The organism is Bacteroides pyogenes, from assembly GCF_014196225.1.
In the GTDB taxonomy this organism is placed as follows: Bacteria; Bacteroidota; Bacteroidia; order Bacteroidales; family Bacteroidaceae; genus Bacteroides; species Bacteroides pyogenes_A.
On the sequence record NZ_JACIDI010000011.1, the window covers coordinates 31678 to 54028 of the forward strand.

Consider the following 22351-nt stretch of genomic DNA (forward strand, 5'->3'; position numbering starts at 1 on the left):
TGATATTATGGAATAAAAAAAGCTATTTACGAAAACGGTAAATAGCTATTTAAATGATTGTAGTGAGTACGGGAATCGAACCCGTATTGCATGCGTGAGAGGCATGTGTCCTAACCGTTAGACGAACCCACCGGATAAAGTCGTATTGTATGATTTCTGTAAGCTTTGCTGCCTTTCAAGAAACACGACAATCGCTTTTTCGATAACGAATGCAAATGTAGACTATACTTTTGATATATGCAAGTCTTCAGACTTGTTTTTTTACCGTAGAAATATTGTTTTTATTATATTTCGCCAAGGCGGATTGTCATTTCTCTTATGTACCGGGAGGCTATGAAAAGCAGGGTATGTGATTAAAAGAAAACCGAACGCGATGGCTGATTTTTCAACCCCCGCTGTCTTCGAAAAAAAGCCCGCCGTGTTTGAAAAAAAGCCCGCCGTGTTTGATTTCAAAGCCCGCCGCCTTTTTTTTAAAGCCCGCCGTGTTTTTTTTAAATCCTCGTACAGCTTGTTCGGTTCATAAATAAAAAAACCGCCAAGTAATTATACCGGCGGGATTTTCTTTGCTTTGTTTTCTTTATGCGTTGCGGAAGCTGGGGGATTCGAACCCCCGGTACGGTTGCCCGTACGTCAGTTTAGCAAACTGGTGGTTTCAGCCACTCACCCAAACTTCCTTTGAATTCGCATTTTCTCTCAAATGCGGTGCAAATATAGAAGTATCTTTTGGACTACGCAAATCTTTTAGTATGATTTTTTATCTATTTCTTCCGGAAACGAGATAAAAGGCTAATCCTCAAATATTAAAAACAGACATTTATGATTTAGGCAAATTCCTCCCGTTCGGTAGGGATTTTCAGTTTCAAGGGGAAAATTCATCTTTTACCTTTGTCATATCAAAAAAGCATAATGATATCAACCATAAAAATAAAGGAATATGAGAGCGAAAAATGTTAAATACTGGGGAATAGCCTTGATAGCTATGTTGGCGATAGGGCTGACATCTTGTGATGTTGAAGTCGGTACCTTTTACGATGACGATAATATAGGTGGAGGTTATTACAATCGTTCTTCCGAATTATGCAGCCGAACGTGGGTGAGTTTTTATATCGATGCCGAAGGAAATCGTTGCCGGCAAGAGTTGGACTTTTATATGAACCGTACAGGAGTCGATTTTATTCGTGTGGAATATCCCGATGGATATGTGAAAGAATTGGAGAATCATTTCCGTTGGAACTGGGACAACTATGGGCAGACCTCACTCCGAATGGTTTACGGCCCGAAAGATGTTTCTTTCCTCGATGGCATTTACATCGGTGGAAACAGGCTGACAGGTTATCTGGACGGGCGGGACAATTATGTGGAGTATAGAGGAAAATAAGAATATTCCTTAATTTCAGGAAGATAACCTGAGACCTTGGGCGGAGGGTGCAAAATGGAAACGAAAAGCTTTGAACGCGGCTAAATAGTTTCTATCTTTGCACCCTACATTTATTACAAACTTGTGCATGGAATGGTTATATAGCTTATTTGTCGAGCACTCTGCTTTGCAAGCTGTTGTAGTTATCTCATTAATATCAGCCATTGGGTTGGGATTGGGAAAAGTGCACTTCTGGGGGATTTCGCTGGGAGTCACTTTTGTTTTTTTTGCAGGAATTCTGGCAGGTCATTTCGGGCTTTCCGTCGATCCGCAGATGTTGAATTATGCGGAAAGCTTCGGACTGGTCATTTTTGTTTATTCCCTTGGCTTGCAAGTCGGTCCGGGCTTTTTCGGTTCTTTCCGAAAAGGAGGAATGACATTGAATATGCTTGCTCTGGGAGTTGTTCTTTTGGGTACTTTAATGACGGTTATAGCGAGTTATACCACGGGGGTTTCATTACCCGACATGGTGGGAATACTCTGCGGAGCGACAACCAACACGCCTGCATTGGGAGCTGCGCAACAAACATTGGTACAAATGGGAATGCCGAGCAACTCGCCCGCTTTAGGATGTGCGGTGGCATATCCGATGGGTGTGGTAGGCGTGATTTTAGCCGTTCTTTTTCTGCGCAAATTGCTCACTCGTCCCGAAGATCTGGAAACAAAAGAAAAAGATGATACGAATAAAGTATATGTCGCCGCTTTCCAGATTCATAACCCTGCCGTTTTTAATAAAAGTATTAAAAATATTGCAAGCATGAGCCATCCTAAGTTTGTGATTTCCCGTTTGTGGAGAGACGGACATGTGAGCATTCCTACATCGGAAAAAATATTGAAAGAAGGAGATCGCTTGCTTGTCATTACATCAGAGAAAGACGTGATGGCGTTGACAGTGCTTTTCGGTGAGCAGGAAAGCACCGATTGGAATAAAGAAGATATTGACTGGAATGCCATTGACAGCGAATTGATTTCCGAACGCATTTTGGTGACTCGTACCGAGCTTAACGGAAAAAAACTGGGTTCGCTTCGCCTGAGAAACCATTACGGCATTAATATCAGCCGGGTGTATCGTTCGGGCGTACAATTGCTGGCTACACCGGAATTGCGGCTCCAGCTTGGCGATCGACTGACGGTAGTAGGAGAGGCGCCGGCTATACGGAATGTGGAAAAGGTGTTGGGCAATGCCGTCAAAAGTTTAAAGGAACCCAATCTTGTTGTGGTTTTTATCGGCATTGTCTTGGGGTTGGCTTTGGGAGCTGTTCCGTTTTCCATCCCGGGTGTCGGCACACCTGTAAAATTGGGTTTGGCTGGCGGCCCGATCATTGTAGGCATTCTGCTGGGAACTTTCGGCCCTCGGCTGCACATGATTACCTATACTACCCGTAGCGCCAACTTAATGCTTCGCGCATTGGGACTTTCGATGTATTTGGCTTGCCTCGGTTTGGAATCCGGCTCCCATTTTTTTGAAACGGTAATCCGTCCTGAAGGTCTATTGTGGATTGGATTAGGCGCAGGGTTGACTATTATTCCGGTTTTACTGGTAGGTTTTATTGCTTTCAAATTTATGAAAATCGATTTCGGCAGCGTATCCGGGATGTTGTGTGGAAGTATGGCCAACCCGATGGCTTTGAATTATGCTAACGATACAATCTCCGGTGACAATCCTTCTGTAGCTTATGCTACTGTTTATCCGTTATGTATGTTTCTGCGGGTAATTATAGCACAGGTTTTACTGATGTTTCTGTTGGGATAATCCCTTGACTGTTAATAATGTGTAATAATTCACTGAAGATTGAACATCCTTTCTTGCCTATTCTTATAACAAAATCAATGTATTATAAAACTCTGAAAACTTATGACTGTTCAAAGTAACATAACGCCTGAGAGTATCGAAAGCGATCTTCGCTATTTGCAGCTATTGTCCCGAAGTTTTCCTACGATAGCCGATGCAAGTACGGAAATTATTAATTTGGAAGCGATTTTGAACCTTCCAAAAGGCACTGAACACTTCCTGACAGATATACATGGTGAATATGAGGCTTTTCAGCATGTATTGAAGAACGCTTCGGGATCAGTGAAGAGGAAGGTTAACGAAATTTTCGGCAACACATTGAGAGAGGCCGAGAAAAAAGAACTTTGCACGTTGATTTATTATCCGGAAGAGAAGATTCAATTAGTGAAAGCCGGAGAAAAGGATTTGGACGACTGGTATCTGATCACGTTGAACCAATTGGTAAAAGTTTGTCAGAACGTATCTTCCAAATATACCCGCTCGAAAGTTCGTAAGTCTTTACCCCCCGAATTTTCTTATATTATTCAGGAGTTGCTGCACGAATCTTCGGTCGAGCCGAACAAGCACGCGTATATTGATGTGATAATAAGGACGATAATTTCAACCAAGAGGGCGGATAATTTTATCATCGCGATGTGCAACCTGATTCAGCGGCTGACGATCGATTCGTTGCATATTGTGGGAGACATTTACGACCGTGGCCCGGGAGCACATATTATTATGGATACTTTGTGCAACTACCATAATTTCGATATCCAATGGGGAAACCATGATATTCTTTGGATGGGCGCCGCATCGGGGAACGATAGTTGTATTGCGAATGTAATTCGTCTTTCCATGCGTTACGGCAACTTGTCTACGCTTGAAGACGGATATGGCATTAACTTGCTTCCGTTGGCAACATTCGCCATGGATACTTATGCGGATGATCCATGTACGGTATTTACTCCTAAAATGAGTTTTGCCGATGCATCTTACAATGAAAAGACAGTACGCCTGATTACTCAGATGCATAAAGCTATCGCCATTATCCAGTTTAAGCTGGAGGCTGCTATTATCGATCGTCGTCCTGAGTTCGGCATGGAAAACAGAAAATTGCTGCACAAAATAGATTTTGAAAAAGGGGTTCTCGTGTACGAAGGAAAGGAGTATCTGTTGCGTGACACGAATTTTCCGACAATAAATCCTGCCGACCCTTATCGGCTGACTGAAGAAGAACAAGAATTAATGGACAAAATCCATTCTTCGTTTATGAATAGTGAAAAGCTGAAAAAGCATATGCGCTGTTTGTTTACTTACGGGGGAATGTATCTGTTATGTAATTCGAATTTGCTTTATCATGCTTCTGTCCCCATGAACGAAGACGGAAGTTTCAGACATGTAAAAATACGTGATAAAGAATATTGGGGACGTAATCTGCTGGAAAAATCGGACCAGTTGATTCGTACGGCTTATTTTGATGAAGAAAGAGGAGAAGATAAAGCCTATGCCATGGACTTTATATGGTACATGTGGTGTGGTCCTGACGCCCCGTTGTTCGATAAAAATAAAATGGCTACTTTTGAACGTTATTTTATTGCCGACAAAGAATTGCATAAAGAAAAGAAAGGTCATTACTACACATTACGCAATCAGGAAGATATTTGCAATAAAATATTAGATGAGTTCGGCGCTTCGGGGCCTCATTCTCATATTATCAATGGACATGTGCCTGTAAAAACTATCAAAGGTGAACAACCGATAAAAGCCAATGGTAAGCTTTTTGTAATCGATGGAGGGTTCTCGAAAGCCTATCAGCCGGAAACAGGAATCGCCGGTTATACGCTTGTATATCACTCCCACGGTTTGCAACTCGTGCAGCACGAACCCTTCCAGTCACGGCAAAAAGCCATTGAAGAAGGGCTGGATATAAAATCTATCAGTTTCGTTCTTGAATTGAACTCTCAGCGCATGATGGTAAAAGATACAGATAAAGGGAAAGAGCTGATAATGCAAATTCAGGATTTGAAGAAACTGCTCGTTGCCTACCGTACAGGATTGATTAAAGAGAAAATATGATTCCTCCTTCTGTAATGGCTCTTTTGTCGTAATTGCCGGACCGGTTATAGTAACGTGTGAAGCCATAACCACCGGTGCCGAATATTCCGATTCTTTTCGTGAGCTGATATTCCAGACTGACGCGTGCCTGCAAAGCATAGAGCCGGCGGGGTATCAGTTCATCTTTGTTTTTGAAAGCTTCGATATGCTCATAACCTAAGTCACTGCTGACGGAAAGTTTCTTATAGAGTGGAAGAGACAATCCCGCCCGATAAGAGGCTGTAGCCGAAAACTTATCGTTCAAATGTCTGCGCTGCGCTCCCAATCCGATAATGGTATAGAATAATCGGTTTTTGAAACGGACACCTATATTGGCAATGGCAGTGTTTCCTCCATAAAGCATCATCTGGATTTTTGTATCGGGATTCGCATTCACCAAGCCTATTTGAAAACCTTTCATTTCTTCTTTGTAATAATTTAAAATACCGATTTGCAGACCATGTGCTTTAGTAGCATAATTGCATAATCCGATTTGTACTCCGTTCATTGCGTTGCCTGCTATATTTCCTATACCGGCTATTTGCACCCCGTTGACGCTTTCGCCGTTTACATTTAGAAAGCCGGATGCCATTAACCCCTTCATATTTCCTCCTGTAATATTGGCCAATCCGGAAAGTTGAATCCCGTACGCTCTTTCTCCGCTTATATTTATTCCTCCACTGACTGCCAATCCTGAAACACGATCTCCTCCGATATTGATAAGCCCTGATAAAACAACTCCTACAACGTCCTGGCCGGTAATATTTACCAGACCGCTTGCGGAAACTCCGGTCATCTTATTTCCATTGATATTGGTGATTCCGGAAAATTGAAAGCCTTCCACATTGTCGGATACTATATTTGCTATGCCCGAAACTTGTATTCCTTTGACATCGGTCCGGACTACACTTCCGAGAATATTCATTCCGATCCCGTTGAGTCGGGTCATATTTGTAAGAACACCGAGGTTCAGATAACTGGTTTGCGTGCTGTCCACCGGCTGAGTACTGATGTCTTTCCACAGAGAAAGGTTGATTCCGGCGCTTTTATTCTGAGCCGATAAACAAGCGGCAGCCATTAAAATAGCTGCCGTACATATTGTTTTCTTTACTCTCATCTTATTTATGCTTAATTATACGTATACGGTATTGCCCCAAACATGAAGTTGCTATCCTTTTGCCTCCTGATATAAATACCGCTTGATACTCTTTTTCGGAGTTTTTTCAAACTCTTCGGGATATATCTTCATCTTGGATATCTGACTGTATGCCGGCAACATCTCGTTGAGCGCTATGCGGTTTTCTTCCATCACTCGCTCGATGTCGCTGTTTCGCAGGCCGTGGGTAAAGGCTTCGTCAAAGTCGGGATAAACAAGTCCTACCAGTTTCTCGTTTTGCTGTACGATTATACTTTCAGCCACGTAAGGCAGGTTGTTCAACTTATCTTCGATCTCTTCCGGATAAATATTTTGTCCGCTCGCACTGAGCAGCATGTTTTTACTCCGACCCTTGATCGTGACATTTCCTTCAGCATCAATCAATCCCAAATCACCGGTATGAAGCCAACCGTCTTTGTCAATTACTTGTTGGGTGGCCTCTTCGTTTTTGTAATATCCTACCATCATGTTCGGACCCTTGCAAACGATTTCTCCGACAATGTTTTCAGGATCGGGCGAAAGTATCTTGACTTCCATTCGAGGCGCGGCTTTACCGCAAGAACCTCGCTTGAATCTTGTCCAGTCTTCGTAGGAAATAATCGGGCCGCACTCTGTCATTCCGTATCCTACGGTATAAGGAAAGTCGATCATTTTCAGCAATTGTTCCACTTCTTGATTGAAAGCGGCGCCGCCTACGATTACTTGTACAAAGTTTCCTCCGAAAGCTTTGATCATTTCTTCTCGTACGGTTGCTTTTATCTTATCGTTAATGAAGGGTACTTTCAAAAGTAACTTCATTGTAGGCGTTTCCAATTTGGGTAATACGTTTTTCTTTATGATTTTTTCGATAATCAATGGTACGGCAACAATGAGTCTCGGCTTGATTTCCGCAAAAGCCTGGAAAATAATTTTCGGGCTGGGCATACGTGTCAGGAAGAAAATCTGGCATCCGGCGGAAAACTCATATAAGAACTCAAAAGCTAAACCGTACATATGAGCCATTGGCAGCATGGACACAATTTTATCTCCGGCTTCCAGAGAAAGGACTTCGAATGCAAATTTAGTATTCGACCACAAGCTTCGATAAGGTAGCATAACCCCTTTAGAGTAGCTGGTGGTTCCGGAAGTGTAATTGATAACCGCCAGTTCTTCAGGCTGATCTTTATGGTATTCGATGTGCTCTTTGCGGAAATTCTTCGGATATTTTTTTCCGAACATCTCATTCAGATGTTCCCGTGCATGAGTGAGACGCTCGGTACGCGAAACCAATATGCTGAAATCTGTCATCAGGAGAATTCCTTCGAGTAGGGGCATGGCCGACTCGTTAAGGTTTTCCCAGATCATGTCTCCCACAAACAGCAACTTGGCTTCGGAATGATTGACAATATTATGTACATTGTCGGCCTTGAATTCGTGGAGGATGGGAACAATAACCGCACCGTATGTCAGTGTTGCCAGGAAAGTTACTCCCCAGTGGGAACTGTTTCGTCCGCAAACGGCTATTTTATCTCCCTTGCGGATACCGCTTTCTTCAAATATAATGTGGAGTTTTTCAATTTTGCGGGCTACATCTTTATACTGTAGGGTGGCGCCTTTGTAGTCTGTCAAGGCGTCTAAATCCCAATGGTTCTTTATACTGCTTTCTATATAAGCTATAAAACTTTGTTCCATTGTTTTGCACATTCTGTTTTAAACTGTGCAAAGATAGTATTATTAAATTAATAATGAAAGAATATGGAATTAAAATGAATTTGATTCCGAATATTCTTTCATAAGCGGCTATTGCAAGTACCATTCGTACATTTTTCGGACACCTTCTTCTATTTCGATTTGATGGTGCCAACCTAATGCGTGAAGCTTGGAAGGATCGGTAAGTTTGCGCATCGTGCCGTCGGGCTTGCTGCTATCGAACGTTATTAAGCCCCGATAGCCTACAGTCGTAACAATTTGTTCTGCCAATTCCCGTATACTGATTTCTTTTCCGGTTCCGATGTTGATATGACAGTTTCGGATCTCCTTTTCCTTTTCATTGTACGTGTCTTTAAAATCGACATGCTCCATCACAAATACGCTGGCGTCGGCCATTTCTTCACTCCATAGAAACTCCCGAAGGGGAGTACCCGTACCCCACAAAGTTACTTCCGCCTGATGAATGCCGTATTTGCTTAAAACAGCACATATCTTCTCCTGAGAGCTTTCTCCATCGATACCTTCTATCGGCCGTTTGCTTAAATCTTTGCGTATAGCTTCCCATTTTCCTTCTTTCAGGCAGTGCGCCAAATGTATTTTTCGAATCATGGCGGGAAGCACATGGCTGCGCTCAAGATCGAAGTTATCATTGGGACCATATAGATTGGTCGGCATTACAGCGATGTAGTTTGTGCCATATTGCAGGTTAAAGCTCTCGCACATTTTAAGTCCTGCTATTTTAGCAATTGCGTATGGCTCGTTTGTATATTCCAGTGAAGAGGTGAGAAGCGCATCTTCTTTCATGGGTTGCTCGGCATCGCGCGGATAAATACAGGTACTTCCCAAGAAGAGTAATTTTTTCACATGATGTCGGAAACTTTCGCCTATGACGTTTTGCTGAATTTGCAGATTTTTGAAGATAAAATCGGCCCGGTAAACATTGTTTGCCATGATTCCTCCCACAAAAGCTGCCGCAAGGAAAACGTATTCCGGACGTTCTTTATCGAAAAAACGACGTACAGCTACTGCATCCAACAAATCCAATTCTTTATGGCTACGTCCTATCAAATTGGTATACCCTTTTTCCTGAAGGTTTTTCCAAATAGCGGACCCTACAAGTCCGAGATGTCCCGCTACATATATCTTTGCGTATTTTTCCATGGTTGGTTAATGTTTGCCGGCAATCATGCGTTTCACCTTTTCCATATCGTGTCTGACCATCAGTTTCACCAATTCTTCGAATGAGGTTTTTCGAGGGTTCCAACCCAATACTGTTTTTGCCTTTGTAGGATCTCCCAGCAATTGTTCCACTTCTGCCGGACGGAAGTATTTCGGGTCTACCTCGACCAATGTTTTTCCCGTAGCTGCATCAATTCCTTTTTCATCCACACCTTCACCTTCCCAACGGATTTCGATTCCGGCCTCTTTGAAGGCCAGGGTGGCAAACTCGCGTACTGTATGCATTTCTCCGGTGGCAATTACAAAATCTTCGGGAGTATGATGTTGCAGCATCAGCCACATACATTCGATGTAATCTTTTGCATATCCCCAGTCGCGAAGGGCATCCAGATTTCCCAAATATAATTTATCCTGTTCGCCTTGGGCTATTCGGGCTGCCGCCAATGTTATTTTTCGGGTTACGAAAGTCTCTCCGCGGCGTTCGCTTTCGTGATTGAATAAAATACCGTTTACCGCGAACATGCCGTAACTTTCTCTGTAATTTTTAGTAATCCAGAAACCATATTGTTTGGCTACGCCGTATGGGCTGCGTGGGTAGAAAGGAGTCGTTTCTTTTTGGGGAACTTCCTGCACCTTGCCGAATAATTCGGAAGTGGAAGCTTGATAAATACGGGTTTTCTTTTCCAGTCCCAAGATTCGTACGGCTTCAAGCATACGCAGTGTGCCGATTGCGTCGGTTTCGGCAGTATATTCAGGAACATCAAAAGACACTTTCACATGACTTTGTGCTGCTAAATTGTATATCTCGTCCGGTTGAATTTGTTGGATAATACGTATCAGCGAACTGGAATCTGTCATGTCTCCATAATGAAGATTAATGGTACGTTTTTGTTTCATATCACGCACCCATTCGTCAAAATATAAGTGCTCAATCCGGCCTGTATTGAAAGAGGAAGAACGGCGGAGAATCCCGTGAACTTCATAGCCTTTTTGCAAAAGGAATTCAGCAAGAAAAGAACCGTCTTGCCCTGTAATGCCTGAAATAAGAGCTTTTTTCATATGCTAATTATTTTGTTTGGGTATTTGCTGCAAATGTCGCTAATTGCTATTAGATATGCAAGATTCTTTATACCTATTTCTTAAGAAAGCTTCCTCCGGAGTGCCCTTACAACACTTGTGATGAGAGATCTTTTGTCATGGCAAACGACCTCCTTTACCCATCACTTTATCAACAATCAGGGCGATGGCTCCGTCGCCTGTTACATTGCAAGCTGTTCCGAAACTATCCATGGCAATATAAAGCGCAATCATTAACGCTTGTGCCGACTCATCGAACCCCAGCATCGATTGCAGGATTCCCAACGCTGCCATGATGGCTCCTCCCGGAACACCCGGTGCGGCTACCATTGTTATGCCCAACATAAATATGAAACCCGCAAACATGGGAAAGTCGAACGTCATTCCTTGCATCATCATCAGCGCAAGTGCGCAGGCAACAATTTTAAGGGTGCTCCCCGAAAGATGTATTGTGGCACAAAGTGGTATTACGAAACCTGCGATATCGGCAGATACTCCATTCTTTTTCGTCTGCTCCAGTGTGACAGGGATAGTAGCGGCCGAAGATTGAGTTCCCAACGCTGTGAAATAAGCGGGCATCATTCGGCATAACAACCGGAGCGGATTCTTATGTACAAAAAGAGATGCAATGAAATATTGCAGAATCAGCAAAAAAATATGTAGAATAAAAATGATACCTATGATTTTGATGAAAACCATCAAAATGGAAAACACCTGTCCGGAATGTGTCATATTCAGGAAGATGCCGAATATGTAAAGCGGAAGCAACGGAAGAATGACTGCGCTTATCATACGAATAATTATTTCCTGGAAATCACGCGCTACATTTTTCAATGCTTCTGTATTTAATGAAGCGAGTCCCAAACCTAATGTGAAAGCGAAAATAAGTGCTGTCATCACATTCATCAATGGAGGAATCGAGACAGAGAAATATGGCAGTATTCCTTGCGCTTCACTCACATCTTCCAGAGAAACATCAGTCTGAATGAGAGAAGGAAATATAGCGGCACCTGTAAAATACGACAAGAAACCTGAGAACAAGGTTGCTCCATAAGCGATCAAAGCAGTAAAAAGCAACATTTTCCCTGCTCCTTTTCCGATGTCGGCTATTGCGACGGTAACCAGTCCGAGAATAATAAGAGGGATGGAGAAGTTCAGATATTCACTGAAGATGCCGTTGAATGTAACGAAAAGTCGTACTAACGAAACGGGTAAAATCGCACCTGCGGCAATGCCCAGTATAATTGCAATGATGATACGTGGCAATAAACCTATTTTGAGTTTTCTCATTGAGTTGCTTTTGTTTTATTTAAGGTTTGATAAAACGCAAAAATAATATTTTAATCTGTAAAATCTACGAACATTTGTTCATTTTCATCTGTTATCCACATAATAATTCAATAAAATATCGTAACTCAAAAGAAATATGGAAAATCGTTATAAATCGGATATCGGATTGATTGGCTTGGCTGTGATGGGCGAGAACTTAGCTTTGAATATGGAGAGCAAGGGATGGCAAGTATCGGTATACAATCGTACGTTACCCGGAGTGGAGGAGGGCGTGGTTGAACGTTTTGTCAACGGGCGCGGTAAGGATAAAAATTTTAAAGGATTCACTGAAATGAAAGCTTTTGTTGAATCCATCGCCACTCCGCGTAAAATTATGATGATGGTTCGTGCAGGGAAACCTGTCGACGAACTGATGGAGCAGCTTTTCCCGCTGCTTTCTCCCGGAGATATATTGATTGATGGGGGGAATTCTAATTATGAAGATACGAACCGACGTGTTGCGCTGGCCGAGTCGAAAGGTTTTCTGTTTGTCGGCAGTGGTGTATCCGGTGGCGAAGAAGGAGCATTGAACGGTGCTTCTATTATGCCGGGAGGATCGGCGAAAGCCTGGCCGGAGGTTAAGTCTGTATTGCAAAGTATTGCGGCGAAAGCGGACGATGGTTCTCCTTGTTGTCAATGGGTAGGCCCTGAAGGAGCAGGACATTTCGTGAAAATGATTCATAATGGTATTGAATATGGCGACATGCAGCTTATAGCCGAGGCATATTGGGTGATGAAAAACCTGGCGGATATGAGCAACGATGAAATGGCGGATGTGTTCACTCGTTGGAATGAAGGAAAGCTCCGAAGCTATCTGATTGAGATTACAGGAAACATCCTGCGACATAAAGATGTGAACGGAGATTATCTGATCGATAAGATTCTGGATGCCGCAGGACAAAAAGGAACCGGCAAATGGTCGGTCATCAATGCCATGGAGCTGGGTATGCCATTAGGCTTAATTGCCACGGCTGTGTTTGAACGCAGCCTCTCGGCGCAAAAGGAATTGCGTAACCGGGCAGCCCGTCATTTTGAAAAAACGAATCAAAAAGAGAAATACGCGGAATCGGACTTGGTAAAGAAGATTTTTTCTGCACTTTATGCTTCCAAACTGGTTTCCTATGCGCAGGGATTTGCTGTTCTACAGCAAGCTTCCGATACTTTCGGATGGAATCTTGACTTGGCGTCGATTGCCCGTATGTGGCGTGGCGGATGTATCATCCGCAGCGTTTTTCTGAATGATATAGCCTCTGCTTTCGAAGCTACCGACAAACCTGCACATCTGTTGTTGGCGCCTTACTTCTCACAAGAAATAAAAAGTTTGCTTCCCGAATGGAAAGCACTTGTCACAGAAGCAATGACTGAGGAGTTGCCCGTTCCTGCATTCTCTTCGGCTTTGAATTACTTCTATTCACTGACCTCTGCCGATCTTCCTGCCAATATGGTGCAGGCCCAGCGCGATTATTTCGGCGCTCATACCTTTGAACGTAAAGATACTCCCCGAGGAGATTTCTTTCATGAGAATTGGACCGGTCATGGAGGCGACACAAAGTCGGGAACGTATAACGTATAATAAAAAAAGAAACCGTTTCAACCCGGTACGCTTCATATATCCGGAGTGTGGCGTATGGAGCGATTCGTCTTTATAATCTTGAGTATTCATCTTTTATCGATATCAGAGAGAATGATTGTCGCGTAGAAAGGAAAAAAGATGAGTTGAAAGAAAACATTGAAAAAAATAGAAACTATGGATAAATTTGCAATGATTATTTTCGGTGCTTCCGGAGACCTGACAAAGCGTAAACTGATGCCGGCTCTTTATTCTCTTTATCGGGATAATCGGCTCACCGGAGCTTTCTCTATATTGGGCATTGCCCGTACAGCATACTCCGATGGAGAATTCCGCTCTTATATATTGGAGGAATTACAACATTTCGTCAAAGCTGAAGATCAGGACGAGGAGATTATGAATTCCTTTGTGTCTCATCTCTATTATCTCCCGATGGACCCCGCAAAGGCCGACGGCTATGCTACGCTTCGCAAGAGATTGGCGGAACTGACTCATGACGAACATCCTGACAATCTTTTATATTATCTGGCCACACCCCCTTCGCTTTATGGATTAGTGCCTCTGCATTTGAAAGAAGCCGGACTGAATACTTCAGGAGCGCGCATTATTGTAGAGAAACCATTCGGTTATGATCTGGAATCGGCGCGTGAACTGAATCGTATTTACACCTCTGTTTTCGAAGAACGTCAAATTTATCGTATCGATCATTTTCTGGGCAAAGAGACTGCGCAGAATTTGCTTGCTTTCCGTTTTGCCAATGGAGTATTCGAACCGTTATGGAACCGGAACTACATTGACTACGTGGAAGTGACTGCCGTAGAGAATCTGGGAATTGAAGACAGGGGAGGTTTTTATGAGACAACAGGTGCTTTGCGTGACATGGTTCAAAATCATCTCATTCAGCTTGTGGCTCTTACGGCGATGGAACCGCCGGCAATCTTTAATGCCGATAATTTCCGTAATGAGGTTGTGAAGGTATATGACTCGTTGATGCCGCTTGATGATGTCGATTTAAACGAACATATTGTTCGCGGACAGTACACGACTTCAGGAAATAAGAAAGGATATCGGGAAGAGAAGGGAGTCGACCCGGAATCCCGTACAGAAACTTATATCGCAATGAAGCTGGGTATCAGTAATTGGCGCTGGAGCGGTGTGCCTTTTTATATCCGGACAGGAAAGCAAATGCCGACAAAGGTTACGGAGATTGTGGTTCACTTCCGTGAAACTCCTCACCAAATGTTTCGTTGCGCAGACGGCAATTGCCCTCGTGCCAACAAGCTTATTCTACGCCTTCAGCCCAATGAAGGGATTGTGCTGAAAATTGGGATGAAAGTTCCCGGCGCAGGGTTTGAAGTTCGTCAGGTAACGATGGATTTCAGCTACGACCAATTGGGAGGAGTGCCGAGCGGCGATGCTTATGCTCGTTTAATTGACGATTGTATACAAGGCGATCCGACTTTGTTTACACGCAGCGATGCAGTAGAGGCTTCATGGAAATTCTTCGACCCGATACTTAAGTATTGGAATCAAAACCACGATGCTCCGCTTTATGGATATCCTGCAGGAACATGGGGACCTCTCGAGAGTGAAGCCATGATGCACGAACATGGCGCAGAATGGACTAATCCGTGTAAGAATCTCACTAATACCGATCAATATTGCGAACTATGAAACTATTTGTTTACTCTTCGCCGTTAGAAACGGCTCGTGCATTACTAAAACATTTGCTCGTATTGATGGATGAACAGCCTGACAAAACATTCAATATCGCAGTAAGCGGCGGAAGCACTCCTGCGCTGATGTTCGAATTATGGGCCAATGAATATGCGGATGTTACTTCATGGGAGCGCATAAGAATTTATTGGGTGGACGAACGTTGTGTTCCTCCCGAAAGTGTGGACAGCAATTACGGAATGACACGAAAGCTCTTATTAGACGTTGTTCCGGTTTCATCCGATCATGTTTTTCGTATTCGTGGAGAAAAGAATCCGAAAGAAGAAGCCGAACGCTATTCAGAACTGGTGAGCGGACAGGTTCCTTCCCGAAATGGCTGGCCGGAATTTGATGTGGTGCTTTTGGGAGCGGGCGATGACGGGCACACTTCTTCCATTTTTCCGGGACAAGAAAGTTTATTGTCTTCCGATGCTGTGTATGCGGTCAGCACGCATCCTTCTACCGCCCGGCAACGTATTGCATTGACCGGATATCCGATAATGAATGCACGTCACGTTATTTTTCTTATTAATGGGGAAGAAAAGGCCGAGGTCGTGAAAGACATGTGTAAATCTGCTGATGCAGGGCCAGCAGCTTATATAGCTCATCATGCGAAGAATCACATGGCTTTGTTTATGGATGCGGCAGCAGCGGCGTATATCCGCCCCGCAGAAAGTTGCAATAACGAAGAAAAAACAAGTTAATTGCAGTCCGGCTTGTTCTCAAGCTGTTAACTTCCAGCAAAATCTCCGGATGCCGAACGATGGAGCAAGCGCATATGACGTAAGGATTTGAAGTCTTCATTCTCAAAACGAAAAAGCAACCTCTTCACTCAATAAGGAGAGGTTGCTTTTTCGTTAAGATAGAACTTTCAATGTTCCTGAGATTTTCATTAGAGCAAGGGAAGCTGGCATAGTGTATCGGACACATTGGGAAAAATGAGACCGGCGAATTATTATTTATCCGTTATCTTGTTGTTAATATAGCCGGTTATTTATTTCGATAGATATATATCCGGTATGGTGAGAATATATCCAACGCGGTGGATAATATATACTGCAGACAATATGGTGCTATCCCTATCCGGAATTAGCAAAGGTTTTACGAGAGGGTCATACTATTCAAACATTGTGGCTCGTGAATTTTTCCCTTATCGAACTAAGTTATAAAGGAATAATTCACGAGCCACAATTATGTACAAAAGCATTTAGATGATGCGTCAAAGCTTTTTGCGGTGAAAAAGAATCGGGGCATTGCCTTTCCATTCACTTACAAGCAGTATTCGCTTATTCCCATCTGTTGCAAAAGGAACTGTAGAAAATAGAGTCACGGATTCGGATTCAATACTCTACTTTATAGTCTCTTTTTAATTTTTTCCCTTTCCAAGCTTTCAAAGCGCTCCATTCGGCAGGAGCATCTGTCCAGAAAGGATGATTCGCGGGCAGTCCCAATGGAAGGAAGCCCAATGTTGCCATGTAAAGACTTCCGGTAGAAGTATACACATCCGCTATTTCCGGTTGATGACCATTAAAACCTAATACCAGCCATCCGTCGGCATCGAAATTCTGATTCCCGTCATACATATTATGAATGACGCGTGTGAGACCGCAACGTACCTGAGCCGGCAGTATATGTGCGGGCAGCTTGTCCATTAAAGCTACCTGACATAGTGATTGGAAAGCAGCCGTACGGTAAGTTATGGAACGTCCGAACGGAGGATAGCTTCCATCCGGAGCGATCAGGCGTTCTGAAAATTCTGCATGTCGAATCATTCTCTTCAATGCTTTGTCATATTCATTGACATTCATCTTACCGACATCGACCAGCACCTTGAGCATATCTACCAACATGGGGTGCATTACGTAATCATTGTAGTAGTCCATACTGAACTTTCCACCGTCACTATACCATCCATCGCCCACATACCATTCGCGAAGCTTATAAACGGCCATATTGATTCTTGCGGGATCGTATTCTTCGCCGATTTTCATTAAAAATGCCTCGGTGATTCCGGCAAACAGCAACCAATTGTTATAAGCTCCCGTACGGTTACGAAGCGATTTGAATTCTTCTACAAAACGTTGCTTGGTCGTTTCGTCCAACGGTTCCCACAATGCTTTTGGAGCACGCAAAAAGGCATGAACCACATAAGCTGCATCTACAATGGGTTGTTGATGGATTCTGAAATTCAGATAATCGGGATTGAGGGGATCGACGGCGTTGACCAATCCTTTCACCGCCTTTTCTCTGATTTTTTTCCTCAATACTCCTTCCTCCGTATCGTCATCGGGCAATTCCAACCAAGGAGCTATGCCTGCAAGAGTCCTGCCCACAGCTTCCAGATAGGTCACTTTTTTTGCATCCAGTCCATAATCGGGAGAAGTTTCTACCGGCATATTTTTGCTTAACGTTCCTTCGGCAAGATTATGAATGACAGGAAAAGCTATTTTGCATAAAGCGTCTACCCATATTTTCCGGTCGGTCGTTCCATCGGAAAGCTCTCTCCCTCCTTTTTCCTTTCTTTTTTGTTGTGCCTGTGCAGGCATAACAAAAAAGAGTATCAATAAAAGGAAAATGTTATATTTTATTCTTTTTTCCATCAACGAATATTTATCTGTGATATATGTGGCTTACCATCCCGGATTATTAGGCCTCAAAGAGTTGTTCTTCTCGATTTCTTCTGCCGGAATAGGCCATAAATAGTCCCGGCTGCTAACTTTACGCGTGTAACGAACCTTACCGGTGAAATCTTTCTCTTTTTTCTCATTCAGTGTCTCCAGCAATCCCCAACGGCGCATATCACTGAAACTTAACCCTTCGGCAGCAAGTTCTACGGCGCGTTCATGACGGATACGTGCAAATACTTGCTCCTTTGTCCGGGCTTCCAGCCATGCAGGGCCACTGTTGATGCCGGGCATATTCACACGTGCGCGAACTTCATTGATCAATCTGACAGCATCATCCTGTTTTCCTTCTTCGTTGTAACATTCTGCCAGCATCAACAGCACATCGGCATAACGAATCAAGGGGAAATTGATAGGCGTATGCGAGCGATTATTGATTGCTCCGCCCATGTTATATTCCGCTACGAATTTTCTCCACAGGTAAGTTTCGAAATTCTGGTTTACGCGTATCATTCCATACTTTTCGTTAACACCTGATGCCACAACGTATTCACAATCCATGGGAGCGTTGGCATACCATCCTTTGAAAGAAGAATAAGGCAATATGACGGATACTGCCATGCGCGGGTCGCGTTCTTCATACATTTTCAGCAGTTTCTCCTTGGCTTCGGGATATGTTTTTACTTTCGTCTTGTCTTGACTCAATGTTGCACGGAAAGTTTTGTTCTTTATCTCATCGCTGGTGGTAAATCCTGGAATTACTTCTTCCCAATCGAACGGGCGGCCGTCTTTCCATTCGTACGAGTCGACAAAACTGGTGGCTGCCATCACATTATTCCAATCGCTTCCGAAAGCGGCGCGGCTGCCCATGTAAAAAGTCAAGGGCATTCCTATATCTTTTCCTACTCCTCCCATATTCTGAATGGCAAAAACCATTTCCGAACTTTCATCGCCTCCGGGTTTAAATAAGTCGGCATAATCGGGATACAAGGCATGTCTCCCACTTTTGACAACATTCTCAAAACACACAGCAGCCTCTTTGTATTGTTTATTGAACAGCAGAACTTTGCCTTTCAGCGCCATGGCTGCTTCGGCCGTTGCCCGTCCTTTCTGCGAATCAGGCCACTCTTCTCCCGACAAGGCTTCAATTGCGTCATCCAAATCTTTCAGGATGAAAGTACGGACTTTGTCAGCAGGAGTTCTGGGCTCAAGCATATTGCTATAATTTTTCTCAACAATCACACTTTCATCATAAACAGGCACAGCACCGAAAAAGTCGAGTAAAGAGAAATAATACAAAGCGCGTAAAAATTTAGCCTCTCCTTTATAGCGTTCGATGAGTTTCTCGTCCATCTGACAACGATGCAAGTTCTGGAGAACAATATTGGCCCGAGCAATTCCTTCGTACAGGTATTTGAATTTATTGGCTCCGTATGAGTTCCTCACATCGTACGTGCCGCGCTGTATAGATTGATAAGACGCATTGTCGTATCCCATTGCTATTCCTCCCAGGCAGTCTATGCCGAAATGCATGCCGAATACGGCTTCGTATTGCATCGTACTGTAAACACCCATCATGGCCTGATCGGCATGTTCTTTTGTTTGAAAGAAGTTATTTGCGTTTGGACGATCGAAAGGATATCTGTCCAGGTCATAGCAGCTGCTCATCAGCAGAAGCGCGACCATCATTATGGAAATTCTATATATTTTATTCATGATATACTGGGTTAAAAGGTTACATTAAGGCCGATCACCGCTTGTTTCATGGTCGGATAATTCATACTGCTGACTTCCGGATCGAAACCGTTGTATTTGGTGAACGTAAAGAAATTCTCCAAGCTTCCGTACAGGCGGACACGGTTTATATGTACTTGCTGTGTCCATGTTTTCGGAAGAGTATATCCTAACTGAATATTACGTATTTTTACGAAAGCTTTGTTCTCCAGATAAAAATTGCTTGTCTGCATGTTGACCCGATTGTTGTACTCAAGCAGGCGAGGATAGGTTGCATTTGTGCGACCTTCATACCAGCGTCCGTCAGTAACCTTTTTATTAAGTTGATAACCAATGCGGACACTTGGAGTGTTGTAGGGAGTATACATCCAAAATTCTTTGATGCCTGCCGAACCTTGCAGCAGCAAAGAGAAATCAATTCCTTTCCATGCTGCCGAAAGGTTGACACCAAACAAATATTTTGGGTTGGGGCCGTCACTGACGATCTTCTTGTCATTATTATCAATAATGCCGTCATGATTGATATCCTTGTACAACAAGTCTCCTTTTTGCGGGGTACCGAATGCGGCAAACGGATTTTTCTTGTTGCCATTCTCGTCCAGCGGAGCATTGTCTATCATGGTTTGCACAAGTTGCATATCTTCATCCGTCTGCAACAAACGATCTACTATCAGCAAGTATTGCGAGTTGATGGAATGTCCTTCCCAAATCAGATTCGCTCCGCTGATGGCTTGTCCGCCTACATCCTTTCCCTTAAATTTGTTTACCTTATTCTTTACATAAGTGAGGTTTGCGTTGACAGCATAAGAGAAATCTTTTATCTTATCTTGCCATCCGAGTGTGAGTTCGACTCCCTGGTTTGTCACAGTGGCGCTATTCTCTTTCGGAATAGAGGCAATCCCGTGTACGTCGGGTGCAGGCAAATTTATAAGGATGCCCGTGGTTCGTTTGTGGAAGTAGTCGATTGTTCCTGTCAGGCGATGATTTGCCAATCCGAAGTCCAATCCGAAGTCAGCCACTTTAGTTGTTTCCCAAGTCAGCCGCGAATTGGCGATAGCAGCTTGCACAAGTCCCATGGCCAAGCTGTTGTTCAAAACATAGCTGACCAATCTACCATTTTTGTCTTTATTGGAGAAAAGAGAAAGCGCATCGTAGTTGCCAACCGAGTTGTTTCCTAACGATCCGTAAGAAACGCGCAGCTTCAAGTTGCTTAATCCTTTGTTGACCAGATTTTCCATGAATTGTTCCTGATCGATGCGCCATGCAGCCGAGAAAGAAGGAAAATATCCCCACCGTTTGTTCGAAAGGAAGCGTGAAGACCCGTCGGCGCGCAAATTAACCTCAAGCAGATATTTATTATCCCAATCCATATTAATGCGCCCGAAGTAAGAGCGCATAGCCCATTCTGTCTTAGATCCGCCAGCGGTGGCCTCGCCGGCCGCCGCATCGATTACGTCAAGACCGGTATCGATCATGTCGAACTTGCGGGCATTGAAGCCTTTCGATCTGAAAAGTTCCTGACTTCCACCCAACATCAAGTTTAATCCCAACTTTTTCTCGAGCAGTCTGGTTTCATAACGCATCACAAGATCATTGAAATACCGCTCCACTTTTCCGTTGGAGTTATAGATGCTGGTTTTCCCGCGGTTGGAGGAAGTAATCGTTTCCGTTTGAAAATTCCACTTATCAATAAAAACAGGTTTGGTCTCTACCTGTTCGTCCACAAACTCATACGAATAAGTTCCTGTGATAGAGAATCCTGTAAACGGAGTAAGCACTCCTGTAAAATGAGAGCGGAAATTATTTTTCCGGATATTGCCGGCAATGCTGTTCAGACGCGCCAGCGGATTATTGTTGGCGGACTGTGCCGCATCTTCCGACGAGTTCATTCCGCCATATCTGCCGTCGGGAGCGCGAAATACCATTCCGGGAGTAGTGGCAGCCGCATAAGTGAATATGTCGTCTACTACCGTTCCCGAATCTTTATATTTGGCTGCCGGCTCCATATCCGAGACATATCCGCTTACTTGTACACCCAACTTCAACCAAGGCTTCACATTGGCATCTATACTCAGGCGGGCATTGTGCTTTTTAAATCCGGAGTTTTCCATCACACCCGGATCATTATTATAGCCGTATGAAGAATAAAAACGTAATTTCTCGCTGCCTCCGCTCATGGAGATCACATGATTTGTAGCTGTCGACGAGCGAAAAGTCTCTTTTATCCAGTCCGTATTCGGATAAAGCAGCGGATTTTTTCCGGCATCTTCTCTCCATAGTTTGATAGTCGCTTCAGAGAATGGCTTTTTCAGCTTGGAGTTTCCATACCCTTCGTTGACTAATTCCATGTATTCGGCATAGTCGGATACGGGAGTCAGTGTATTGCGAATAGATTCAAAAGATACATAACCGTTGTACTCTATTTTGAAGTCTCCCGCTTTTCCTTGTTTGGTAGTAATAAGAATTACTCCATTAGCTGCACGCGACCCGTAAATGGCAGCAGAGGCCGCGTCTTTCAAAACAGACATAGACTCTATATCTTGTGGGTTTACTGTGTTGATCCCAGCTTCTACACCATCTATAATAATCAATGGCGCCGAACTGTTTAGTGTACCTTGTCCGCGCACTTTAATGGTGGCGTTATCATTACCCGGCTGGTTGTTGGCAGAAGAAACCTGCACGCCGGCCGCCATACCCGCCAGCGCCTGCGAAATATTCGTGATGGGGCGTCTTTCGGCCAGTTCGCCTACATTAATAGAAGATACAGACCCCGTCAGATTTACTTTCTTTTGTGTGCCATATCGATAATCGGTCCCGATTTATCTTCTACAACTCCCGTTACAGTAACTTTTTCCTGTTGCTGAACATTTTCGACCGATGGGAGTGGAGAGTAAGGCATTGCGTTTGCCTTTCCGGAGAATGCAAGGAAAACAAAGAGAACCCATAATAATTTCCTTGGCAGAACGAAGAATAATGACTTCTTTCTCATACT

The 22351-nt window shown here is 43.6% G+C and carries 15 protein-coding genes, 2 tRNA genes and 1 pseudogene; 7 read left to right on the top strand and 11 right to left on the bottom strand.

Annotated features, from left to right (window positions below):
* Window positions 1-60: 60 nt before the first annotated feature.
* Window positions 61-132, bottom strand: a tRNA-Glu gene (locus GGR07_RS08675).
* A 217-nt stretch (window positions 133-349) separates the two neighbouring features.
* On the opposite strand from GGR07_RS08675, the gene GGR07_RS08680 reads away from it, so the two are divergent.
* Entirely contained in the window at window positions 350-523 is a 174-nt protein-coding gene (locus GGR07_RS08680; RefSeq protein ID WP_021644704.1) for a hypothetical protein, read from the top strand.
* A 64-nt stretch (window positions 524-587) separates the two neighbouring features.
* On the opposite strand, the gene GGR07_RS08685 is transcribed toward GGR07_RS08680, so the two are convergent.
* Window positions 588-674: transfer RNA gene (locus tag GGR07_RS08685), tRNA-Ser, on the bottom strand.
* A gap of 260 nt (window positions 675-934) precedes the next feature.
* On the opposite strand from GGR07_RS08685, the gene GGR07_RS08690 reads away from it, so the two are divergent.
* The 3 genes from GGR07_RS08690 to GGR07_RS08700 all read left to right on the top strand — a co-directional run bounded on the left by GGR07_RS08690 (window position 935) and on the right by GGR07_RS08700 (window position 5267).
* The gene (locus tag GGR07_RS08690) at window positions 935-1378 is read left to right on the top strand and encodes a hypothetical protein (RefSeq protein ID WP_021644705.1); all 444 of its coding nucleotides are present in this window, start codon (window positions 935-937) and stop codon (window positions 1376-1378) included.
* Between the two features lie 127 nt (window positions 1379-1505).
* On the top strand, window positions 1506-3170 hold the full coding sequence (locus tag GGR07_RS08695; protein ID WP_021644706.1) for a putative transporter: 1665 nt from the start codon (window positions 1506-1508) through the stop codon (window positions 3168-3170).
* A 102-nt stretch (window positions 3171-3272) separates the two neighbouring features.
* Window positions 3273-5267 (top strand): fructose-bisphosphatase class III, encoded by a 1995-nt coding sequence (locus GGR07_RS08700; protein ID WP_034542980.1) that lies wholly within the window; start codon window positions 3273-3275, stop codon window positions 5265-5267.
* On the opposite strand, the gene GGR07_RS08705 is transcribed toward GGR07_RS08700, so the two are convergent.
* The 5 genes from GGR07_RS08705 to GGR07_RS08725 form a co-directional block, all read right to left on the bottom strand.
* Window positions 5251-6402, bottom strand: a complete 1152-nt coding sequence (locus GGR07_RS08705; RefSeq protein ID WP_021644709.1) for an LA_2272 family surface repeat-containing protein — start codon at window positions 6400-6402, stop codon at window positions 5251-5253. The genes GGR07_RS08700 and GGR07_RS08705 overlap by 17 nt on opposite strands.
* 51 nt (window positions 6403-6453) lie before the next feature.
* Complete coding sequence (locus tag GGR07_RS08710) at window positions 6454-8112, bottom strand: AMP-binding protein (protein ID WP_021644710.1); 1659 nt, start codon at window positions 8110-8112, stop codon at window positions 6454-6456.
* Between the two features lie 108 nt (window positions 8113-8220).
* Window positions 8221-9291 carry a GDP-L-fucose synthase family protein gene (locus GGR07_RS08715; RefSeq protein ID WP_021644711.1) on the bottom strand — a complete coding sequence of 357 codons (1071 nt, stop codon included), beginning with the start codon at window positions 9289-9291 and terminating at the stop codon, window positions 8221-8223.
* Between the two features lie 6 nt (window positions 9292-9297).
* Window positions 9298-10368: a GDP-mannose 4,6-dehydratase gene (gmd, locus tag GGR07_RS08720; RefSeq protein WP_021644712.1), complete on the bottom strand. Its 1071-nt coding sequence runs from the start codon at window positions 10366-10368 to the stop codon at window positions 9298-9300.
* Between the two features lie 135 nt (window positions 10369-10503).
* A complete protein-coding gene (locus tag GGR07_RS08725; RefSeq protein WP_021644713.1) occupies window positions 10504-11676 on the bottom strand; it encodes a dicarboxylate/amino acid:cation symporter in 1173 nt (390 codons plus the stop codon).
* A 136-nt stretch (window positions 11677-11812) separates the two neighbouring features.
* Between GGR07_RS08725 and gnd the strand changes: the two genes are divergently transcribed.
* The 3 genes from gnd to pgl all read left to right on the top strand — a co-directional run bounded on the left by gnd (window position 11813) and on the right by pgl (window position 15705).
* Complete coding sequence (gene gnd, locus GGR07_RS08730) at window positions 11813-13288, top strand: decarboxylating NADP(+)-dependent phosphogluconate dehydrogenase (RefSeq protein WP_021644714.1); 1476 nt, start codon at window positions 11813-11815, stop codon at window positions 13286-13288.
* A 174-nt stretch (window positions 13289-13462) separates the two neighbouring features.
* Entirely contained in the window at window positions 13463-14959 is a 1497-nt protein-coding gene (gene zwf, locus GGR07_RS08735; protein WP_021644716.1) for a glucose-6-phosphate dehydrogenase, read from the top strand.
* On the top strand, window positions 14956-15705 hold the full coding sequence (pgl, locus tag GGR07_RS08740; protein WP_021644717.1) for a 6-phosphogluconolactonase: 750 nt from the start codon (window positions 14956-14958) through the stop codon (window positions 15703-15705). The genes zwf and pgl overlap by 4 nt, the downstream gene beginning before the upstream one ends.
* Before the next feature lie 636 nt (window positions 15706-16341).
* Here pgl and GGR07_RS08745 read toward each other — a convergent pair.
* From GGR07_RS08745 to GGR07_RS08760, 4 genes and pseudogenes are all read right to left on the bottom strand, one after another.
* Window positions 16342-17601 carry a DUF2264 domain-containing protein gene (locus GGR07_RS08745; RefSeq protein WP_021644718.1) on the bottom strand — a complete coding sequence of 420 codons (1260 nt, stop codon included), beginning with the start codon at window positions 17599-17601 and terminating at the stop codon, window positions 16342-16344.
* A gap of 30 nt (window positions 17602-17631) precedes the next feature.
* Entirely contained in the window at window positions 17632-19341 is a 1710-nt protein-coding gene (locus GGR07_RS08750; RefSeq protein WP_021644719.1) for a RagB/SusD family nutrient uptake outer membrane protein, read from the bottom strand.
* An 11-nt stretch (window positions 19342-19352) separates the two neighbouring features.
* Window positions 19353-22160, bottom strand: a pseudogene (locus tag GGR07_RS08755) (SusC/RagA family TonB-linked outer membrane protein); the annotation flags it as partial.
* The gene (locus GGR07_RS08760) at window positions 22139-22348 is read right to left on the bottom strand and encodes a hypothetical protein (protein ID WP_034542982.1); all 210 of its coding nucleotides are present in this window, start codon (window positions 22346-22348) and stop codon (window positions 22139-22141) included. The pseudogene GGR07_RS08755 and the gene GGR07_RS08760, both read right to left, overlap by 22 nt.
* Window positions 22349-22351 lie beyond the last annotated feature (3 nt).